Annotated in this window: 20 protein-coding genes; 15 read left to right on the plus strand and 5 right to left on the minus strand. The window is 60.5% G+C overall.

Annotation, left to right across the window (positions count from 1 at the left end; genetic code table 11):
* Positions 1 to 18: 18 nt before the first annotated feature.
* The 4 genes from PSH88_RS17990 to PSH88_RS18005 all read left to right on the plus strand — a co-directional run bounded on the left by PSH88_RS17990 (position 19) and on the right by PSH88_RS18005 (position 3570).
* Positions 19 to 684: a CoA transferase subunit B gene (locus PSH88_RS17990; protein WP_052965168.1), complete on the plus strand. Its 666-nt coding sequence runs from the start codon at positions 19 to 21 to the stop codon at positions 682 to 684.
* A gap of 11 nt (positions 685 to 695) precedes the next feature.
* Positions 696 to 1877: an acetyl-CoA C-acetyltransferase gene (locus PSH88_RS17995; protein ID WP_305421838.1), complete on the plus strand. Its 1182-nt coding sequence runs from the start codon at positions 696 to 698 to the stop codon at positions 1875 to 1877.
* Between the two features lie 262 nt (positions 1878 to 2139).
* Positions 2140 to 2895 carry a hypothetical protein gene (locus PSH88_RS18000; RefSeq protein ID WP_305421839.1) on the plus strand — a complete coding sequence of 252 codons (756 nt, stop codon included), beginning with the start codon at positions 2140 to 2142 and terminating at the stop codon, positions 2893 to 2895.
* Positions 2896 to 2982: 87 nt separating this feature from the next.
* Entirely contained in the window at positions 2983 to 3570 is a 588-nt protein-coding gene (locus tag PSH88_RS18005; protein WP_305421840.1) for a DcrB/PsbP domain-containing protein, read from the plus strand.
* An 11-nt stretch (positions 3571 to 3581) separates the two neighbouring features.
* On the opposite strand, the gene PSH88_RS18010 is transcribed toward PSH88_RS18005, so the two are convergent.
* A complete protein-coding gene (locus PSH88_RS18010; RefSeq protein WP_305421841.1) occupies positions 3582 to 4298 on the minus strand; it encodes an alpha/beta hydrolase in 717 nt (238 codons plus the stop codon).
* Between the two features lie 200 nt (positions 4299 to 4498).
* Positions 4499 to 5278 carry an ABC transporter substrate-binding protein gene (locus tag PSH88_RS18015; protein WP_305421842.1) on the minus strand — a complete coding sequence of 260 codons (780 nt, stop codon included), beginning with the start codon at positions 5276 to 5278 and terminating at the stop codon, positions 4499 to 4501.
* 323 nt (positions 5279 to 5601) lie between these two features.
* Between PSH88_RS18015 and PSH88_RS18020 the strand changes: the two genes are divergently transcribed.
* Positions 5602 to 6246: a type 1 glutamine amidotransferase gene (locus tag PSH88_RS18020; protein ID WP_305421843.1), complete on the plus strand. Its 645-nt coding sequence runs from the start codon at positions 5602 to 5604 to the stop codon at positions 6244 to 6246.
* Between the two features lie 160 nt (positions 6247 to 6406).
* Here PSH88_RS18020 and PSH88_RS18025 read toward each other — a convergent pair whose 3' ends face one another.
* Complete coding sequence (locus PSH88_RS18025) at positions 6407 to 6841, minus strand: rhodanese-like domain-containing protein (protein ID WP_305421844.1); 435 nt, start codon at positions 6839 to 6841, stop codon at positions 6407 to 6409.
* Between the two features lie 100 nt (positions 6842 to 6941).
* Here PSH88_RS18025 and ftrA point away from each other — a divergent pair, with 100 nt between their 5' ends.
* Positions 6942 to 7916: a transcriptional regulator FtrA gene (gene ftrA, locus PSH88_RS18030; RefSeq protein ID WP_305421845.1), complete on the plus strand. Its 975-nt coding sequence runs from the start codon at positions 6942 to 6944 to the stop codon at positions 7914 to 7916.
* A 134-nt stretch (positions 7917 to 8050) separates the two neighbouring features.
* Here ftrA and cobF read toward each other — a convergent pair whose 3' ends face one another.
* On the minus strand, positions 8051 to 8806 hold the full coding sequence (gene cobF / locus PSH88_RS18035; RefSeq protein WP_052965177.1) for a precorrin-6A synthase (deacetylating): 756 nt from the start codon (positions 8804 to 8806) through the stop codon (positions 8051 to 8053).
* On the minus strand, positions 8806 to 9378 hold the full coding sequence (locus PSH88_RS18040; protein WP_305421847.1) for a histidine phosphatase family protein: 573 nt from the start codon (positions 9376 to 9378) through the stop codon (positions 8806 to 8808). Before PSH88_RS18040 ends, cobF begins: the two co-directional genes overlap by 1 nt.
* A gap of 341 nt (positions 9379 to 9719) precedes the next feature.
* On the opposite strand from PSH88_RS18040, the gene PSH88_RS18045 reads away from it, so the two are divergent.
* The 9 genes from PSH88_RS18045 (at position 9720) to PSH88_RS18085 (ending at position 18454) form a co-directional block, all read left to right on the plus strand.
* Entirely contained in the window at positions 9720 to 10574 is an 855-nt protein-coding gene (locus PSH88_RS18045; RefSeq protein WP_305421848.1) for a MurR/RpiR family transcriptional regulator, read from the plus strand.
* A 2-nt stretch (positions 10575 to 10576) separates the two neighbouring features.
* The gene (locus tag PSH88_RS18050; RefSeq protein WP_305421849.1) at positions 10577 to 11221 is read left to right on the plus strand and encodes a cysteine hydrolase family protein; all 645 of its coding nucleotides are present in this window, start codon (positions 10577 to 10579) and stop codon (positions 11219 to 11221) included.
* Complete coding sequence (locus PSH88_RS18055; protein WP_305421850.1) at positions 11218 to 12549, plus strand: type I glutamate--ammonia ligase; 1332 nt, start codon at positions 11218 to 11220, stop codon at positions 12547 to 12549. The genes PSH88_RS18050 and PSH88_RS18055 overlap by 4 nt, the downstream gene beginning before the upstream one ends.
* Positions 12533 to 13285, plus strand: a complete 753-nt coding sequence (locus PSH88_RS18060) for an N-formylglutamate amidohydrolase (protein ID WP_305421852.1) — start codon at positions 12533 to 12535, stop codon at positions 13283 to 13285. The genes PSH88_RS18055 and PSH88_RS18060 overlap by 17 nt, the downstream gene beginning before the upstream one ends.
* Positions 13286 to 13340: 55 nt before the next feature.
* Positions 13341 to 14690, plus strand: a complete 1350-nt coding sequence (locus PSH88_RS18065) for an APC family permease (RefSeq protein WP_305421853.1) — start codon at positions 13341 to 13343, stop codon at positions 14688 to 14690.
* A gap of 119 nt (positions 14691 to 14809) precedes the next feature.
* Positions 14810 to 15841 carry an arginine N-succinyltransferase gene (locus PSH88_RS18070; RefSeq protein ID WP_305421855.1) on the plus strand — a complete coding sequence of 344 codons (1032 nt, stop codon included), beginning with the start codon at positions 14810 to 14812 and terminating at the stop codon, positions 15839 to 15841.
* Positions 15842 to 15902: 61 nt separating this feature from the next.
* Entirely contained in the window at positions 15903 to 16937 is a 1035-nt protein-coding gene (astA, locus tag PSH88_RS18075; protein ID WP_305421856.1) for an arginine N-succinyltransferase, read from the plus strand.
* A gap of 158 nt (positions 16938 to 17095) precedes the next feature.
* Positions 17096 to 17965 (plus strand): isocitrate lyase/PEP mutase family protein, encoded by an 870-nt coding sequence (locus PSH88_RS18080; RefSeq protein WP_305421857.1) that lies wholly within the window; start codon positions 17096 to 17098, stop codon positions 17963 to 17965.
* Between the two features lie 309 nt (positions 17966 to 18274).
* Positions 18275 to 18454 (plus strand): hypothetical protein, encoded by a 180-nt coding sequence (locus PSH88_RS18085; protein ID WP_305421858.1) that lies wholly within the window; start codon positions 18275 to 18277, stop codon positions 18452 to 18454.
* The last annotated feature ends 192 nt before the right edge of the window (positions 18455 to 18646 follow it).

The raw sequence follows: 18646 nt of genomic DNA on the forward strand, positions 1-18646 counted from the left end.
AATGAAGGAATAACAACAATGGCACTTTCCCGCGAACAAATGGCTCAACGCGTCGCCCGCGAAATGCAGGACGGCTACTACGTGAACCTCGGCATCGGTATCCCGACCCTGGTCGCCAATTACATCCCTGAAGGCATGGAAGTCATGCTGCAATCGGAAAACGGCCTGCTCGGCATGGGCGCGTTTCCGACCGACGCCGAAGTCGACGCAGACATGATCAACGCCGGCAAGCAAACCGTGACCGCGCGTATCGGCGCATCGATTTTCTCGTCCGCCGAATCCTTCGCGATGATCCGCGGTGGCCACATCGACCTGACCGTGCTGGGCGCGTTTGAAGTGGACGTCGAAGGCAACATCGCCTCCTGGATGATCCCCGGTAAACTGGTCAAGGGCATGGGCGGTGCGATGGACCTGGTGGCCGGTGCGGACAACATCATCGTCACCATGACTCACGCTTCCAAGGACGGCGAGTCGAAACTGCTGTCGCGTTGCAGCCTGCCGCTGACCGGCGCCGGTTGCATCAAACGTGTGCTGACCGACTTGGCCTACCTGGAAATCAAGGATGGCGCGTTTGTGCTCAAAGAGCGCGCGCCGGGCGTCAGCGTCGAGGAAATCGTCGCCAAGACCGCTGGTAAACTGATCGTGCCTGACCACGTCCCGGAAATGCAGTTCGCTGCCCAGTGAGGAATCCTTCCATGCAAGAAGTCGTAATTGTTGCCGCCACTCGCACTGCCATCGGCAGCTTCCAGGGGGCGTTGGCCAATGTGTCCGCGGTTGACCTCGGTGCTGCGGTGATCCGTCAACTGCTGGCGCAAACCGGTCTGGACCCGGCGCAGGTCGATGAAGTGATCATGGGCCAGGTGCTGACCGCCGGTGCCGGGCAAAACCCTGCCCGCCAGGCCGCGATCAAGGCCGGCCTGCCCTTCGCCGTGCCGGCCATGACCCTGAACAAGGTCTGCGGTTCGGGCCTGAAAGCGCTGCATCTGGCGGCTCAGGCGATTCGCTGCGGCGATGCCGAAGTGATCATCGCTGGCGGCCAGGAAAACATGAGCCTGGCCAATTACGTCATGCCGGGCGCCCGCACGGGGTTGCGCATGGGTCACGCACAGATCGTCGACACGATGATCAGCGATGGCCTGTGGGATGCGTTCAACGATTACCACATGGGCATCACCGCTGAGAATCTGGCCGAGAAATACAGCCTGACCCGTGAGCAACAGGACGCCTTCGCTGCCGCGTCCCAGCAGAAAGCCGTGGCCGCCATCGAAGCCGGGCGGTTTGCCGATGAGATCACGCCGATCCTGATCCCCCAGCGCAAGGGCGATCCGCTGTCCTTCGCCACCGATGAACAGCCTCGGGCCGGCACCACCGCCGACTCCCTGGGCAAACTGAAAGCGGCCTTCAAGAAGGACGGTTCGGTGACGGCCGGTAACGCTTCTTCGCTGAACGACGGCGCCGCTGCGGTGATTCTGATGAGTGCGCAGAAAGCCAAGGCGCTGGGGCTGCCAGTACTGGCGAAGATCGCCGCTTATGCCAACGCAGGCGTCGACCCGGCAATCATGGGCATCGGTCCGGTGTCGGCCACTCGTCGTTGCCTGGGCAAGGCCGGTTGGTCCATCGATCAACTGGACCTGATCGAAGCCAACGAAGCCTTCGCCGCGCAATCTCTGGCCGTGGCCAAGGATCTGGAATGGGACCTGAACAAGGTCAACGTCAACGGCGGCGCCATTGCCCTGGGCCATCCGATCGGGGCCTCGGGTTGCCGGGTGCTGGTGACCTTGCTGCATGAAATGATCAAGCGTGATGCCAAAAAAGGCCTCGCCACTCTGTGTATTGGCGGTGGTCAGGGCGTGGCATTGGCCATCGAGCGGGCGTAAGCGCCTTTTTGGCTTCACCAATACCCTGTGGCGAGGGAGCTTGCTCCCGCTTGAGTGTGTAGCACTCACAAAAATCTGCGAAAAATACCGAGATTTTGGGGCAGCTGCGCAGCCCAGCGGGAGCAAGCTCCCTCGCCACAATGGTCCGAAAGCCACATCACATCCTTTGCTGATCGGCACGCCGCATACAGCTACCTCTCTGAGAGCAATCCATCGCCCGCAATGCTAACGTGGCCGGCTCACACCGAATGGAGACGCGTGCGTGCTGATGCTCAAACTGCTGGTAATTCCGGGATTTCTGTTGCTGATTTCCCTGGCCGGAAAACGCTGGGGCCCAAGTGTGGCCGGTTGGCTGTCGGGGTTGCCGGTGGTGGTCGGGCCGATTCTGTTCTTCCTCGCCATCGAGCAGGGTCAGGTGTTCGCGGCTCAAGCAGCGACAGCAGCGTTATCAGCGATGTTCGCGATGATTGCCTTCTGCGTGGCCTACGCCCAAGTTGCACAACGCTTGAGCTGGCCGTGGGCGCTGTCGATTTCGCTGCTGGTCTGGGCCTTGACGGCTATTGTGCTATCGCTGATCCCGCCGTCGCTGGTGTTCTCGGTAATCGCGGCCGCCACCGCGTTGCTGGCTGCGCCGTACCTGTTTCCCGCGGTGCAGCCCATCGTTTCAGGCCCGGTGCCGAAGTCCGACAAACTGCTGCTGCGCATGATGGCCGGCGCCCTGCTCACATTGACTGTGACGCTGCTGGCCAGCACCGTCGGCGAACGCTGGAGCGGTCTGCTCGCAGTATTCCCGGTGCTAGGCAGTGTGATGGCGGTGTTTTCCCAGCAGACTCGCGGCCCGGCGTTTACTGCAGCGTTGCTCAGGGCAACGGCGACCGGGATGTATTCGTTTGCGGCGTTTTGTCTGGTGCTGGCGTTGGCGTTGCCGAGGTTGGGATGGCTGGGGCTTGTCTTGGGCGTAGGCGCGTCGTTGGGGATGCTAGTGATCACCAAACGGCTGGCGTTGCGCCCAAGGTGAGAACGTAGCAGGCTGCGGCAGCTGCTACAAATCGCGATCCGTGGGATGATCGCCATCAACGCGCGGATCATCCCTCGGAGAGTTTGAATGTCATTGTTGAGTAAAAAAGCCGTTGTTCTGCTGCTGATGGCGGCTACCAGCCTGGGTGCCTTGAATGCGCAGGCGGCCAAGGCCACTGCCAGCGCCAAAGCGCCGACCCAGAAGGTCTCGATGCTCGGCGGCAAGTTCACCTTCACCCTGCCCAAGGGTTTCATCGCCAACCCGCTACCGGCCGGCGATGCGGCCACCGGCACTGCCGGGGCGACGGGCACGATGTACACCAACCAGACCACCAAAACCGTGGTGATCGCCGCTGAAAACACCATCCCCGGCGGCGCCAACGTCACGGACAACGACGGTGAGTTCCTTGACGCCACCGTGTCCGCGTTCGCCACCGAGCAACGCAACGCCTTGCCGGACTTCAACAAAACCAGCGAAAAAAGCCTGACCCAGAAAGGCACGGGCCTGGGCCTTCGGCAGATCGACAGCACCGCCACCCAGGGCGGTGGCATGACGCTGGACAGCACGTTGATGGCCGCTTCCGGCACGCGCATGGCCATCGTCCAGATCATTTCCCGCCCCAACGACAAAACCGGCCACGAAACGCTGGTGAAACAAATCGTCAGCGGCAAATAAACCCGACCGATTCAGGGATTCAGGCGCTGCAACCAGGCGCTCAAATCCTGCATCTCGGTGGCGCTGATGCTGTGACCGACACCCGGATAAGCATGAAACTCGGGCTTGAGTGACAGGCGCTGCAACAGGCTGTCGGCCTCAGTACCGTCGTTGTAGGGCAGGAGTGTGTCGGCAGTGCCATGACCGATGAAAATCGCCAGCAGCTGGCGTTTTTCATCCGGTTTGAGTTCGGACTTGAGCACCGGCAGAATTCGCCCGCTCAGTGCCGCAATTCCACCCACTGCCTCGGGATGACGCAACGCGACCTCGTAGGACATCATCGCGCCCTGGCTGAAACCCACCAGGAATACCTTGTCCGCTTCGGTGTGATATTTCTTCGCCGCTTGTGCGACAAAATCCCGCAATACCTGGCCGCTGGCCTTCAGGTCGTCCGTCTCACCGTCATAGGCGCCCTCGCCCTTCTGGCGAAACCACTGGTAACTGCCCTCCTCCAACGTCATCGGCGCCCGCACCGACAGGTAGTTGTACTGCGGCGGCAATTCATCCTTGATGTCGAACAGGTCCTGCTCGTTACTGCCGTAACCGTGCAGGAAAATCACCAGGGGTTGGTTGCGGGATTCAGCGTCGGCCTGCTCCAGGTACTTGAGCGGCAGATCGGTGTGCAGCGGGGTTTGAGCGTGGACGGCGGTGGACGCCAGGAGCGTGAGCAGAGCGAGCAACTTCAGCATAAACCTTCCTTCACAGCGCGCAGGATTCGGGGCAAAGCCTATCACTGTGAGTTGGGATGTCGATGATGGCCCAGGCATCTTCGCCGCTTCTGAAGCCGTCTTCGCGAGCAAGCCCGATCCCACATTAAATCGCGGCCTGATTAGGGAGCATAAAAAAAGTGGCCACCGCGTCAACAGTGGCCACTTTTTTCTACGTCGTATTAATGGCCGTACACATCAAAAGCGAAGTACTTGTCCTGCACTTGCTTGTACTTGCCGTTGGCACGGATTTCGGTGATGGCGGTGTTGAATTTGTCCGCCAGCTCTTTATCACCCTTGCGCACAGCGATGCCGGCACCGCCGCCGAAGTACTTGGCGTCTTCGTAGGTCGGGCCAACAAACGCGAAGCCTTTACCGGCGTCGGTTTTCAGGAAACCGTCGTCCAGGTTGACCGAGTCGGCCAGCATTGCGTCGAGGCGACCGGCAACCATGTCCAGGTTGGCTTCCTGCTGGGAACCGTAACGCACCAGATTGATCCCGGCCGGCACCAGCACTTCAGTGGCGAAGCGGTCGTGGGTACTGGCGCGCAGCACACCGACTTTCTTGCCTTTGAGTTCGGTCAGCGGGTCCTTGACGTCGGTGCCTTCCTTCATCACGAAGCGCGCCGGGGTGTGGTAGTACTTGATGGTGAAATCGACGTTCTTCTTGCGATCGTCAGTGATGGTCATGGACGACAGGATCGCGTCGATTTTCTTGACCTTCAGGGCCGGGATCAGGCCATCGAACTCTTGCTCGACCCAGGTGCACTTCACTTTCATCTGCTCACACAACGCATCGCCGATGTCCACGTCGAAACCGGTGAGTTTGCCGTCCGGGGTTTTCATCGAAAATGGCGGGTAACCGGCTTCGATACCGAGGCGAATCGGCTTGGCGTCTTCGGCCACGGCGGTCAGGGACAACATCGACAGTGCCAGGGCACCGAACATCACTCGCTTCTTCATTTATAACTCCTGTGTGCGGAGGCTTTTATTGGCAGCTTTCGATTGGCAACTTTCGGTTAGTGAAGACCGAAGTGGCCGGCAGTCTAGAGCGGCTTCAGGAGGGCAAATTGTGTTTAAGCGACAAATACTTATAGAAAAACAGCCGAGAGATTCAAGGCACTTGAAGCGTGCGCCACGGTGGTGCAAGGGCTGTAGGACAATCCATTGTTTCAGACAAAACCTACAAGGTTTCGGGCGTGATCCGATTGATCAGTCGCACTGGCGATGAACTTTTTTTTGCGGCACATTGACCCCGCCCACCCCATTCCCGGAAGAGAAGCGTGATGCCCACGTTGAACCTGATCCAGCACCATCCAGCCGAAGGTCCTGGCGCCATTGCCGAATGGACCCGGGCCCGTGGCATTTCGCTGAGCGTGTTTCGCGCCGACCTCGACCAGTTGCCGCCGGTGAGCGCGGCACCCGCGATCCTGTTGGGTGGGCCTTACGAATCCAATGCTGGGCCGACGTGGCTGGAAGCGGAACGTCAGTGGCTGGCAGGCAGTCTCGATCAGGACGCGCCGGTGTTTGCGATTTGTCTGGGCGCGCAATTGCTGGCGCTGAGCCTGGGTGGCAATGTGCGGCGCATGGCTCATCCCGAAACGGGCTGGACCACCGTGACCTTTGCCGATGGCCAGAGGCTGAAGGTGCTGGAATGGCACGAAGACGCGATTGATCTACCGGCGGATGCACAGTTGCTGGCCAGCAGTGACGTGTGTGAGCAGCAGATGTACCGCGTCGGGGCGACGCGGGTGGGGTTGCAGTTCCACCCGGAGTGGAATGCCGAATCGGTGGCGATTCTCAATGAGCACTTTGCCGAGGAATCGCCGTTGCCTCGGGGACCACAGGATAGCGCCGCCTATCAAGCCGTCGATGATTGGTTGCAGGCGACGCTGGATGAATGGTGGAACGCTTCATCAGCTCATCGCTGAGTCTGAGAATTGATGGACTTCTGTGGCGAGGGAGCTTGCTCCCGCTCGGCTGCGAAGCAGCCGTAAATACTGAGAATGCGATCTCTCCTGAGAATCGTGGTTGGCCGTTTTCAGGGCCGCTTCGCGACCCAACGGGAGCAAGCTCCCTCGCCACAATTAGTCAGCATTCACAACTTATGGGCATCGCAACGACAGGTTGCACCGCAACACTCAATTCAAACCCCTCATCCAGCCACCCGGTCACCCCGCCAATCATCTCCTTGACCGGGTAACCCAGCGCCGCCAGTTTCACCGCGGCCTTGTTGGCGCCGTTGCAATGGGGCCCTGCGCAATAGACCACGAACAACGTGGACTTCGAATAAGCCGCCAGGCCATCAGCCGTGATCAGTCGCCCCGGAATGTTGATCGCGCCCGGCACATGCCCGCGCTCAAACGCTAACGGTCCACGCACGTCGACCAGGACAAAATCCACCTCGCCGGCCTGTTGGCTGCCATAGACGTCGGAACAATCGGTCTCGAAGGTCAGACGATTGCTGAAATGCATCAGGGCAATGGCGGACGGGGCAGCAGGAATTTCGCGAACCAGGCTGGGCATGGCTGTACTCCAAAGTCTCGGTGGGTGTGGGAAGACTTTATCTGCCCCGCGCTTATCGCTACAGTGGCGCACAAGACACTCACCGGGAATTTTCCGCCAAATGCAGCCCACCCCTGGATTGGTCGCGATTCTGGCCTACGACGGCCTCTGCACGTTCGAATTCGGCATCGCCGTGGAGATCTTCGGTCTGGCACGGCCGGAGTTCGATTTCCCTTGGTATGAGCATCGTATTGTCGCTGTCGACCCAGGGCCGATGCGCGCCATGGGCGGCATTCAGGTGCTGGCCGACGGCGGGATGGAACTGCTGGAGGAGGCCCGGACCATTATCATTCCCGGTTGGCGCGATCGCAGCGCGGCGGTGCCTGAACCTTTGCTCGCCGCCCTGCGCCAGGCCCATGCCCGGGGCGCGCGATTGCTGTCGATCTGTTCCGGGGTATTCGTCCTGGCGGCCACCGGTTTGCTCGACGGTCACGGCGCCACGACACACTGGCGCTACACCGCTGAACTGGCCGAACGTTTTCCGGACATTCAAGTGGACCCGGATGTGCTCTATGTCGATTCCGGCCAATTGATCACCTCGGCCGGCAGCGCCGCGGGCATCGATGCCTGCCTGCACCTGGTCGCGCGGGATTTCGGCACTCAGGTGGCCAACTCGGTGGCGCGACGGTTGGTGATGTCGCCGCAACGCACCGGCGGTCAGGCGCAGTTCATTCCGTCACCGGTCAGCCCGACGCCACGCAGCGATCTGTCGCGGGTCATGCAATGGGCACGGGAACGTCTGCACGAACCGCTGGAGGTTCGCGACCTTGCCAGCGAGGCGGCCATGAGTGAGCGCACGTTCCTGCGGCGCTTCACCGAAGCCAGCGGCCTGCCGCCCAAGGCATGGTTGCAACATGAGCGCCTGGCCCGGGCCCGCGAGTTGCTGGAGAGCACCCGCCAGAACACCGAGCAGATTGCCCAGCACTGCGGTTATCGATCGGTGGAGAGTTTCCGGGTGGCGTTTCGCAGCGTGGTCGGCGTGCCACCGTCGGTGTATCGGGAGCGGTTTGGGCGTGAGGTAAAGGCGATTTCTTGAGGTGTGCTTGAGGGCCTCATCGCGGGCGAGCCCGCTCCCACAAAGTCTGCGTCGTACACAAGTTTTGTGCTCAATAGAGATCCACTGTGGGAGCGGGCTTGCCCGCGAAAGCGTCACATCAGACATCAATTATCTCAAGACTTTCGCAACAGATAGGTATCCATGATCCACCCATGCGCCAGCCGCGCCGCCTTGCGCACTCGCTCAATCTCATCCGCGACATCCTTGAGTTTGCCACTGATCAGGATTTCATCCGGCGTCCCCAGGTAAGCCCCCCAGTAAATCTCCGTCTCCTGATCGGCCACGTGATGGTAGGCATCTTGCGCATCCAGCATCACCACCAGGCTGTCGGCGTCACTCACCTGCCCCGCCGCCAACCGCCGGCCGGTGGTGATTTCAATCGAGCGACCGATGCGATTCAGCGGCACCTTATGTTGCGCCGCCAACGCCTGCACGCTGGTGATTCCGGGGATCACCTCGAACTCGAACACACACCGGCCTGACGCCAGAATCGCCTGCAGAATCCGAATGGTGCTGTCGTACAACGCGGGATCACCCCACACCAGAAAACCGCCGCACTGGTCGTCAGTCATTTCCTCGTTGATCAGCCGCTCGAAGGTCTGCTGCTTCGCGCGGTTCAGATCTTCGACGCTGGCCTTGTAGTCCACATCCCCGCGCTCCCGCTCCGGGCTATGGGCTTCGACAAAGCGGTAGTCGTGATCGGTGATGTAGCGCTCACAGATCTCGCGGCGCAGGTCGATCAGTTTGTCTTTGCTCTGGCCCTTGTCCATGAGGAAAAACACATCGACACGGTTCAGCGCCTTCACCGCCTGCATGGTGATGTAGTCGGGGTTGCCGGCGCCGACACCGATGACCAGAAGTTTTTTCATCAACGTGCTCCCTCAGGTTCCGTGCCCATCAAGCGTAACCGCCAGCGACCGTTGAACCGCAACTCGATGGCCGACAACGGTTCGACGTCGATCTGGTTGAACGCCGCCCCCTGCAACACCTGCATCAGTGCGGCGCGAATGACAAAAGGATGGGTGATGGCAACGATATGCCCCGGCGTCGCCTCAAGGGTACTCAACCACGCAGCCACCCGCTCACCGAGTTGCGACACCGATTCTCCACCGTGAGGCGCCGAGGTCGGGTCATTGAGCCAGGCCTGCAGCATCTGCGGTTCGGATGTTTGCAGGTCGTCGATCGACGTGCCTTTCCAGCGCCCGAAATCGCAATCTGCCAGTGCCGCGACAATCTCCACGTCGCCGCCAAACAGCTCAGCGGTTTGCCGGGTCCGCCGTTCAGGGCCACAGAGCAAACGGGGTGTGCCCTTGAACTGGCGGCAACGCGAACCCTTCGCCGATTGCCAATCCATTTCCAACGGCTCATTCGTAGGAAAACACGCCAATTTTTGTGCGACGGTTCGAGCGTGGCACATCAGGGTCAAGCGGGTCGCCTGCACGGAAGATCACTCTGTCGATAGGATGGAAAACGGCACGATGCTACGAGTAATCGGCCCATTGTGCCGCAAGAAGCGCGATCCAGGGCGCTTCGTTTCAAACAGTCGATCGGGTTGGCGGCCCCTTTTTATCCCCCATAAGTAGCGATCTCTGACACCACTATGGGCGATGTCCTACAACGTCAGTCGACATCCGCGTAGCCCCCGGCGCACGGGGTTTTCGCCCCATTTTGCGGCTTTTAAAATCCATGCGAAAATTCACTAGACATGTAGCACACGTTACATAAATACTGTTTTAGCAATTTATGAAATGAAACCGACACATTCATCCAGCAGGAGCCCGGATGCCCTCTCTCAGAGACCTGATCACCGATCCCGGCCTGGAACTCACGCCATCGGAACGCAAAGTCATACGTGCCTTGCTGGATCAGTACCCGCGTAACGGGCTGGGCCCGATGTCACGTCTGGCCGAACATGCCGGTGTCAGCGATCCGACCATCGTGCGGTTGGTAAAGAAGCTTGGTTTCAGCGGTTATGCCGACTTTCAGGAAGCCTTGCTCAGCGACATGGATGACCGCCTGCGCTCCCCCAGTACCCTGTTGCAACCCCGCGCCCATCTCAAGAAAGATGATCCCTGGGACTATTATTTGGCGAACAGTCATCGGGCATTGGTCGATACCCAGGCGCTGACTCAACCCGAAGATGTACGAATTCTGATCGAATGGCTGCTCGACACCCGCCATCAGGTCCATTGCTTTGGCGGCCGCTTCAGCAGTTTCCTCGCCAACTATTTGCTCAACCATCTGCGCCTGCTGCGGCCCGGTTGTTTTGCCCTGGAAGACAACGCGCAATTGCCGGACCGGCTGTTCGACGTGCAGCGTCAGGACGTGGTGCTGGTGTTCGACTATCGCCGCTACCAGTCCCAGGCCCTGCGGGTCGCCAATGCTGCGAAGAGCCGGCATGCGCGGGTCGTGCTGTTCACCGATATCTACGCGTCACCGCTGCGGGAAATGGCCGACCTGATCATCAGCGCACCGGTGGAATCGGCGTCGGCCTTCGACTCGATGGTTCCGGCGCTGGCCCAGGTTGAAGCACTGGTTGCCTGTCTGTCTCTGCGCAGCCCCGATCTCGCCGAGCGCCTGGAAGGCATCGATGCCCTGCGGACCGACTTCGACACTCACCTGCTGGAGGATAAATAAGGATGTTCACGCTCCCCCACCACTCGCCCCGGGACTTGCCGTTTGCCGCCGACCACACCGCACTATTGCTGGTGGACATGCAGCGTGCCTGGCTCGAGCCGCAGTTCGACCCGCACCTCAACGGGCCGGATGCCGAATACTTTCTGACCCGCGCCCACATGCAAGTGGTGCCCAATCAACGCCGGTTGCTCAGTGCCTTTCGCGGCGCCCGGCAAAACGTGCTGCACACGCTCATCGAGAGCCTCACCGCCGATGGTCGCGACCGCTCGCTGGACCACAAACTCTCGGACATGCACCTGCCCAAGGGCAGCCTGCAAGCGCGAATCATCGATGACCTGACGCCGGTCGAAAACGAAATCGTGTTGCCCAAGACCTCTTCCGGGGTCTTCAACTCCACCAACATCGACTACGTGCTGCGCAACCTTGAAACCCGGCACCTGATCATCGCCGGCATCGTCACCGACCAGTGCGTCGACATGGCGGTGCGTGACGCCGCCGACCGTGGTTACTTGGTGACGCTGGTCGAAGATGCCTGCGCCACCTACACCGAACAACGGCATCACGCCTGCCTGAACGCCATCAAGGGCTACTGCTGGATCGCCGACACCCAAACCGTGCTCCGCCGGTTGCAGGAGATGCAGCCATGAGCGCTCGCCTGTCGCCACTGCCGATGACCACGATCGTCACCACCGACCTGATTGGCGTGACACGTGGCCGTTCCTTTCCCACCGACGAACTCGATGCCTATCAAATGGCGGGCTGCGGCTGGGTGCCGGCCAACAGCGCCCTGACCCCGCAAGACATCATCGCCTCCAGCAATCCATGGGGTGCTTATGGCGACTTGCGGTTGATCCCCGACTTGAGCAGCCGGGTGACCGTCAACAACGGCCCGGATGCCAATGCCCCGGCGCTGGACTTCATTCACGGCGACATTCGCGAAACCGATGGCCGCCCGTGGGGCGCCTGCCCGCGCACGCTGTTGCGCAACGAGGTGGAGCGTTATCGCGATGAATTGGGACTGCAGATCAACGCCGCGTTCGAACATGAATTCAACCTCGGCAGCGGCGCGGCTGAGCATCTGGCGTTCTCTCTTGAGGCTCAGCGCCAGGGTGCCGAGTTCGGCGGCTGGCTGCTCAGCGCACTGCGTGCCGGCGGTGTGGAACCGGAAATGTTCCTGCCGGAATATGGCAAGCACCAATACGAAATCACCTGCCGCCCGGCCCTTGGCGTCGCCGCCGCCGATCGCGCGGTGAACGTGCGCGAGATCACCCGGGAGATCGCCCGGCAAATGGGCCTGGACCTGAGTTTCGCGCCCAAGACCTCCGAGCAGGCGGTGTGCAATGGCGTGCATTTGCACGTGAGCCTGCAGGATCTGGCCGGCCACCCGGTGATGTACGACGCCGGCACCACCAACGGCCTGTCGACCCTCGGCCAGCATTGGGCCGCCGGCGTTCTGCATTATTTGCCGGCGCTCTGCGCCTTTACCGCACCGACACCGGTTTCCTACGAGCGCTTGCAGCCCCATCACTGGAGCGCTTCCTACGCCTGCCTCGGCCAACGCAACCGCGAAGCGGCGCTGCGGATTTGCCCGACCGTGAGCCTGGGCGGCAAAGCCGTGGCGGCGCAGTACAACCTGGAATTTCGCGCCATGGACGCCACCGCCTCGCCGCATCTGGCCATGGCCGCGTTGCTGATCGCCGGGCGCCTGGGCATCGAGCAGCAACTGGCCCTGAACGCGATCACCGATGAAGTCCCCGACTCCCTGAACGAAGAGCAACGCCAGGCCCGCGGCATCGTCGCCCTGCCCGGGTCCCTGTCCCAGGCCCTGGAATGCCTGCGCAACAGCGAAGCGCTGATCGAAGCCCTGCCGAGCGCCTTGCTGGACACCTGGTTCGCCCTTAAAACCGAGGAACTGAGGCTGACGGAACAGCTCTCGCCCGCCGATCTTTGTGAGCACTATGCGCGCCTTTACTGAGTCCGCCGAACGGGGGCTCTATACCCAGCCTGCGTACACGCTGAGCCGGGAAGCCTCCGGGCACCCGCTGATTCTGGTGTGTGAACACGCCAGCCGTTTTATCCCGGCGGGGTTGAATGACCTGGGCTTGAGCCATGAAGCCGCCCGCGAACACATCGCCTGGGACATCGGTGCCCTGGCGCTGGCCGAGGGCTTGTCCGAAGCACTGGGCGCGACCCTGTTGGCGGCCAATTATTCACGGCTGTTGATCGACCTCAACCGCCCGCGCCATGCGCCGGACAGCATTCCGTTGCAGAGCGAGATTTATCAGGTGCCGGGCAATCGGGATCTGGACGAGGCCACCCGCGACTATCGCCGGCACTGCCTGTTCAAGCCGTTTCATGCACGCCTGCAAACCTTGATCGACGCCCGTGTGGCGCAAGGTCGACCGGTTCGCGTGGTAGGGATTCACAGTTTCACGCCGATTTATTACGGCCAGCCAAGGTCGCTGGAAGCCGGCGTGTTGTACGGACAGGCCGAGGAGTACGCCCAGCGAGTGATCGACGGGTTGAGCCTGCACCCGTTGAAAGTCGCCGGGAATCAACCGTACAAAGTCGATCCGCTGGGTGACATGACCGTGCCGGTTCATGGCGATGCACGAGGGCTTGAGTCGGTGTTGATCGAGGTACGCAACGATCTGCTGCGCACCCCCGAAAACATCGGTCGCTGGACCGACTATCTGGCGCCACTGCTGTAGAGCAATAGCTTCGAACTCGCAGCGTGCAGCTGCTTTCATCAAGGAGAAGGGCTTCATGGAAATTGAAGAATTCGGCTACAAGCAAGAGTTGAAACGCAGCCTGTCGCTGACAGACCTGGTGGTGTACGGGATGATCTTCATGATCCCCATCGCCCCGTTCGGCGTTTATGGTTACGTCAACGCCGAAGCGCCGGGGATGGTGCCGCTGGCCTACATCATCGGCATGGTGGCGATGCTGTTCACCGCCCTCAGTTACGGCAGCATGGCCCGGGCCTTTCCGATTGCAGGCTCCGTGTATTCCTACGCACAACGCGGGCTTAACCCGCATGTCGGGTTTATCGCCGGTTGGCTGATGTTGCTCGACTACCTGCTGATTCCACCGCTGCTCTACGTGTACGCGGCGATGGCGCTGAATCATTTGTACCCGGACATCCCGAAAGTCGGCTTCATCCTGGCCTTTCTGGTCAGCGCCACCTTCGTCAACCTGCGGGGCATCACCTTCACCGCGCGGATGAACATCATCTTTCTACTGGCGCAACTGGTGGTGCTGGGGATCTTCCTGTTCTACGCCTGGAATGCCCTGCACAACGGCGGCGGTAACGGTCAACTGACTCTGGCGCCGCTGTACAACCCCGAGACGTTCAACTTCGCCCTGCTGATGCAAGCGGTGTCGATTGCGGTGCTGTCGTTCCTTGGTTTCGATGCGATTTCCACCCTCGCCGAAGAGATCAAGGGAGACCCGGGCCGCAGCGTCGGCAAGGCTGCGCTGATTACATTGCTGGTGATGGGCGTGATCTTCGTGGTGCAGACCTGGATTGCTACCGACCTGGCCGCCGGCCTGGGCTTCAAGTCCGCCGACACCGCGTTCTATGAAATCGCCGAAATCGCCGCTGGCAGTTGGCTGGCGACCCTGACCGCCGTAGCCACCGCCCTGGCCTGGGGCGTCGCGGTCGCGATCACCTCGCAAGCGGCGGTTTCGCGCCTGCTGTTCGGCATGGCCCGGGACGGCAAACTGCCGAAAGTGCTGGCCAAGGTGCACCCGAAGCACAACACGCCGTATGTGAGCATCTATCTGGTGGCGGCGCTGTCGCTGGTGATCTGCTACCTGTTCATCAACTCGGTGGACACCCTCACCTCCCTGGTGAACTTCGGCGCCCTGAGCGGCTTCATGTTGCTGCACCTGACCGTCATCAACTATTACTGGCGTCGGCAGAAGTCCGGCCAGGTGATTCGTCACCTGCTCTGCCCGGTGATCGGCTTCATCATCGTCGCAGCCATCATGTACAACATGGGCGTCGATGCACAGAAACTCGGCCTGATCTGGATTGCCCTGGGGCTGGTCTATCTATTCTTCCTCAACAAACTGGGTGCCAGCACGGTCCTACCCGACCCAAGCAATGGCTGACAAGAAAAAGGGCAGCGTCTGACATGAATTCAGGCGACTGCCGATTTAACGCGTGGAAACCGACAGTGATAGTCAGGTTCGGTGCAAATCGCCGAACCCTTTGATACAGGAGTACATCCATGCTGGTCTTACGCCCAGTGGAGTTAACCGACCTGCCCCAGTTGCAGCAACTGGCGCGCGACAGTCTGGTGGGGGTCACGTCCTTGCCGGACGACACCGAACGCCTGCGCGAGAAAATTCTCGCCTCCTGCGCTTCGTTCGAGAAAGACGTCCAGGGTCCTGGCCCGGAGAACTATTTCTTCGTGCTGGAAAATCTCACGACTCGCCATTTGGTCGGCTGCTCGGAAATCCTCGCCACCGCAGGGTTCAACGAGCCGTTCTACAGTTTGCGCAACCGTCATTTCACCAGCACCTCACGGGAGCTGAACATCGAGCACGGGGTGCCGGCGCTGTCGTTGTGCCACGACCTCAGTGGTCATACTTTGCTGCGCGGTTTCCATATCGACGCGGCGCTGGAACGCACGCGGTTTTCCGAATTGCTGTCCCGGGCGCGGCTGCTGTTCATCGCCGCCTACAAGGCGCGCTTTGCCGAAGCGGTGATCACCGAAATCGTTGGCTACAGCGACGAACAGGGCCAGTCACCGTTCTGGGATGCGCTGGGCAAGCATTTCTTCGACCTGCCGTACGTCGAGGCCGAGCGGCTTTGTGGTTTGCAGAGCCGGACATTTCTCGCCGAACTGATGCCGCAATACCCGATCTACGTGCCGATGCTGCCCCCGGCGGCACAGGAATGTATCGGCCGGATTCATCCTGACGGTCAGGAGGCCTTCGACATTCTTGAACGCGAAGGCTTCGAGACCAACAGCTACATCGACCTGTTCGACGGTGGCCCGACGTTGTACGCACGCACCTCGAACATTCGCTCCATCGCCCAAAGCCAGACCGGCACGGTGCACCCTGGCTCGGCCATTGATGCCCGCGGTAGTTCCCTGGTGAGCAGCTACCTGGTGAGCAACGATTCGTTGAAGGACTACCGCGCAATTGTTGCCGAGCTGGACTACCACGCCGGGCAACCCGTGGCCTTGAGCGCCGAGATGTGCGCGGCCCTGAATGTGACCGACGCCAGCGCGATCCGGTTGATCGCCCTGTGAGCCGCCACCGGCCCCGTGCCCAACGACAGCGCCCGAACAAGCGCGAAGAAGGAGCTGCATCATGATTGTCCGTCCGGTTCAAGTCACCGACCTGCCCGCCCTGCTGGATCTGGTGCAACGGGCCGCCCCCAGGGTCACCACCCTGCCGGCCAGTGAGGAACGCCTGACCCACCGAGTGCGCTGGTCCCAGCGCACCTTTGCCGAACAGGTCGAACGTGCGGATGCCGATTACCTGTTCGTGCTTGAAGACGACGATCAACAAGTGGTCGGCGTCAGTGCCCTGGCGGGGGCTGTCGGCCTGCGGGAGCCCTGGTACAACTACCGGGTCGGACTGACGGTCAGCTCGTCGCCGGATCTGGGTATCCAGCGCCAGATCCCCACGTTGTTTCTGAATAACGAAATGACCGGCCAATCGGAAATCTGTTCGCTGTTTCTGCGACACGATCAACGTCACGGCAATAATGGTCGGTTGCTGTCGCTGGGGCGCCTGCTGTTCGTTGCCGAGTTCCCCCACCTGTTTGGCGACAAGCTTATTGCCGAACTGCGCGGCAGTGCCGACGAACAAGGCTGCTCTCCGTTTTGGGACAGCCTGGGCCGGCATTTTTTCAAGATGGATTTCAGCCATGCCGATCATTTGTCGGGGCTGGGCAACAAAGCATTCATCGCTGAACTGATGCCACGCCAGCCGCTCTACACCTGCCTGCTCACCGAACAGGCCCAGGCGGTGATCGGCAAGCCGCACCCGCACACCGAACCTGCGCTGAAGATCCTCACTGCCGAGGGGTTTGCTCATAAGGGTTACATCGACATCTTCGACGCAGGCCCGGTGATCGAAGCCCCGGTGTCGAGAATCCGCACGGTGCGTGACAGCCAACGATTGGAGCTGGCCATCGGCACGCCCGACGACCAGGCGCCGGTATGGCTGATCCACAATCGCCGCCTGGAAAACTGCCGCATCACCACCGCCCGGGCGCGGCTGGTCGGTAACAACCTGATCGTCGACCGGCTCACCGCCAAACGCCTGCAACTGCAACCCGGCAACTCGGTCCGCGCCGTGCCGCTGCGCAACCAACAGCAGCAGGCGGTGGCGGCGTAACGTGTAGCAGGTGCCGCAGGCTGCGATCTTTTGATCTCGCATTCCTTGCACGGAAAATTCGTCATCATTCTTTACCCTTCACCGTGATAGCCTTTTGTTCCTTCGGCGTTGACACTTTTGCTCAAGCCCTTCCATTCCTTTGTATTGGTGGAACTCATATGTCCAGGCTGTCACATCAAGATTTGCGCCGTAATTTCCGCCAACTGTTCGCTTCCAACGCCTGCTATCACACCGCGTCGGTCTTCGACCCCATGTCGGCACGCATCGCCGCTGACCTGGGTTTTGAAGTGGGGATTCTCGGTGGTTCGGTCGCGTCGTTGCAGGTACTGGGCGCCCCCGACTTTGCCTTGATCACCCTGAGCGAGTTCGCCGAGCAGGCCACCCGCATCGGCCGCGTGGCCCAATTGCCGGTCATCGCCGATGCCGACCACGGCTATGGCAACGCGCTTAACGTCATGCGCACCATCGTCGAGCTCGAACGCGCTGGCGTGGCCGCCCTGACCATTGAAGACACCTTGCTGCCCGCGCAATTCGGCCGCAAATCCACTGACCTGATCGGGGTGGCGGAAGGCGTCGGCAAGATCCGCGCGGCTCTGGAAGCCCGGGTCGACTCGGAAATGGCGATCATTGCGCGGACCAATGCCGGGATCCTGCCGGTTCAGGAAATCATCAGCCGCACCCAGCAATACCAACAGGCCGGGGCAGACGGGATTTGCATGGTGGGCGTGCGGGACTTCGACCACCTCGAACAAATCGCCGAGCACCTGAGCGTGCCGCTGATGCTGGTCACCTACGGCAACCCGCTGCTGCGCGACGACAATCGCCTGGCCGAACTGGGCGTGCGCGTCACCATCGACGGCCATGGCGCCTACTTCGCGGCGATCAAGGCGACTTACGACAGCCTGCGCGAACAGCGGCAGATCTTCACTCAGGCATCGGACTTGAGCGCCACTGAGCTGACGCATACGTACACGCAGCCTGAGGACTACATTCGTTGGGCGGAAGAGTTCATGAGCGTCAAGGAATGAGTCTTCTCTGACTTCGGCGCCTAAAGCGACTTGTGATTCAGCCGGTAGACGCAATGTCACCGGCAGGGTTGCAAGGAAATTGGGGCCGAATGGCTGTCATCTGTTTCTGCCAGGGAATACACACCTGAAAACAAACACCAATATTTAATAACAACTCCAGAGTTGATATTAAATATCGCCCTCTATAATCTCAAAACCGTTAAATAACAAAAAAACATTTAACCCTGAAAGCAACAACTTAATGCAACGCCACTACTTAAATTCCGAGCGATTCATCCTCGCCCAACTCACAATCACAAGGAACTACTTATGAATACCACTACTAGCAACTGGCAAAATACCCCGCTATTACGCGCCGAAGCCAAAGTTATCAACACGCCGACAAAATCCAACCATGAGGCCAACTGTCCTGGCTGGGATGGGCTCCGCTTTAACATAGGTAACATTCACGAAATCAAGAAATTCTGGAACGTTCCCGCCAAGGATTAAGACCGTAGAGCGATTACCGGGGCTGCAATCCCTTCACGCGAAAAAAACATCATTGCCGCGTCGACCAGAAAACACCACGGCATGAACTGATGGGGAAGTATACCCCTGCCTTAATGTTGGCAACCTTCACGTAATCAAGTGCTACTGGCAGTTGAGCGCGATGCTCGAACCTGCCTGATAGCAATGTCCCCC

This window comes from Pseudomonas wuhanensis (assembly GCF_030687395.1).
In the GTDB taxonomy this organism is placed as follows: domain Bacteria; phylum Pseudomonadota; class Gammaproteobacteria; order Pseudomonadales; family Pseudomonadaceae; genus Aquipseudomonas; species Aquipseudomonas wuhanensis.

Coding starts and splice junctions, on each gene's coding strand:
- PSH88_RS17990 (WP_052965168.1), top strand. CDS start 19: ATGGCACTTTCCCGCGAACAAATGGCTCAACGCGTCGCCCGCGAAATG.
- PSH88_RS17995 (WP_305421838.1), top strand. CDS start 696: ATGCAAGAAGTCGTAATTGTTGCCGCCACTCGCACTGCCATCGGCAGC.
- PSH88_RS18005 (WP_305421840.1), top strand. CDS start 2,983: ATGTCATTGTTGAGTAAAAAAGCCGTTGTTCTGCTGCTGATGGCGGCT.
- PSH88_RS18010 (WP_305421841.1), bottom strand. CDS start 4,298: ATGCTGAAGTTGCTCGCTCTGCTCACGCTCCTGGCGTCCACCGCCGTC.
- PSH88_RS18015 (WP_305421842.1), bottom strand. CDS start 5,278: ATGAAGAAGCGAGTGATGTTCGGTGCCCTGGCACTGTCGATGTTGTCC.
- PSH88_RS18020 (WP_305421843.1), top strand. CDS start 5,602: ATGCCCACGTTGAACCTGATCCAGCACCATCCAGCCGAAGGTCCTGGC.
- PSH88_RS18025 (WP_305421844.1), bottom strand. CDS start 6,841: ATGCCCAGCCTGGTTCGCGAAATTCCTGCTGCCCCGTCCGCCATTGCC.
- ftrA (WP_305421845.1), top strand. CDS start 6,942: ATGCAGCCCACCCCTGGATTGGTCGCGATTCTGGCCTACGACGGCCTC.
- cobF (WP_052965177.1), bottom strand. CDS start 8,806: ATGAAAAAACTTCTGGTCATCGGTGTCGGCGCCGGCAACCCCGACTAC.
- PSH88_RS18045 (WP_305421848.1), top strand. CDS start 9,720: ATGCCCTCTCTCAGAGACCTGATCACCGATCCCGGCCTGGAACTCACG.
- PSH88_RS18050 (WP_305421849.1), top strand. CDS start 10,577: ATGTTCACGCTCCCCCACCACTCGCCCCGGGACTTGCCGTTTGCCGCC.
- PSH88_RS18055 (WP_305421850.1), top strand. CDS start 11,218: ATGAGCGCTCGCCTGTCGCCACTGCCGATGACCACGATCGTCACCACC.
- PSH88_RS18060 (WP_305421852.1), top strand. CDS start 12,533: ATGCGCGCCTTTACTGAGTCCGCCGAACGGGGGCTCTATACCCAGCCT.
- PSH88_RS18065 (WP_305421853.1), top strand. CDS start 13,341: ATGGAAATTGAAGAATTCGGCTACAAGCAAGAGTTGAAACGCAGCCTG.
- PSH88_RS18070 (WP_305421855.1), top strand. CDS start 14,810: ATGCTGGTCTTACGCCCAGTGGAGTTAACCGACCTGCCCCAGTTGCAG.
- astA (WP_305421856.1), top strand. CDS start 15,903: ATGATTGTCCGTCCGGTTCAAGTCACCGACCTGCCCGCCCTGCTGGAT.
- PSH88_RS18080 (WP_305421857.1), top strand. CDS start 17,096: ATGTCCAGGCTGTCACATCAAGATTTGCGCCGTAATTTCCGCCAACTG.
- PSH88_RS18085 (WP_305421858.1), top strand. CDS start 18,275: ATGAATACCACTACTAGCAACTGGCAAAATACCCCGCTATTACGCGCC.